The organism is Gluconobacter sp. P1D12_c, assembly GCF_018812105.1.
GTDB lineage: Bacteria > Pseudomonadota > Alphaproteobacteria > Acetobacterales > Acetobacteraceae > Gluconobacter > Gluconobacter oxydans_A.
Genome location: NZ_JACSIQ010000679.1, coordinates 1 through 396, shown reverse-complemented (window position 1 = coordinate 396; position 396 = coordinate 1). Strand labels below are relative to the sequence as shown.

1 protein-coding gene is annotated in these 396 nt (G+C 38.1%); it reads right to left on the bottom strand.

Annotated elements, in window-relative coordinates; all coding sequences use genetic code 11:
• Window positions 1-2: 2 nt before the first annotated feature.
• Entirely contained in the window at window positions 3-302 is a 300-nt protein-coding gene (locus KP705_RS18710) for an EF-hand domain-containing protein (protein WP_015074840.1), read from the bottom strand.
• Window positions 303-396: the final 94 nt, after the last annotated feature.

Genomic DNA, 396 nt, shown 5'->3' with positions numbered 1-396 from the left:
TCCTATCTCTTCCATTCGTTGGGAAGGAGATAACCTTTATGTCCGATGTCCATTTTGTCGAAATGGTCTTTTAGCACTGCCTCTTGCGTTGAATGGGATAGCATAGAAAATCCGGACGCTTCAAAGCTACTTTTCTCACGAAGATAAGCCCGAACATAAATTTCAAACTCGTCGAAAGAAATTCTTCCGTCATGATTTTTGTCAGCTATCGAAAAAGATTGATTTTCATTCGTTTGAACCTGCGCTGAACATGATGATGATACCAAGGCAAAAGATAAAATGCTCCAGTATTTGATAGACACGTTATATCTCCTGAAGATTTTTTAAAATAAACTGTATTTGTTCGATACCACTTGACAGGGTTCGATTTCCAAAAGCTTCGTAGGTTATTTCCTG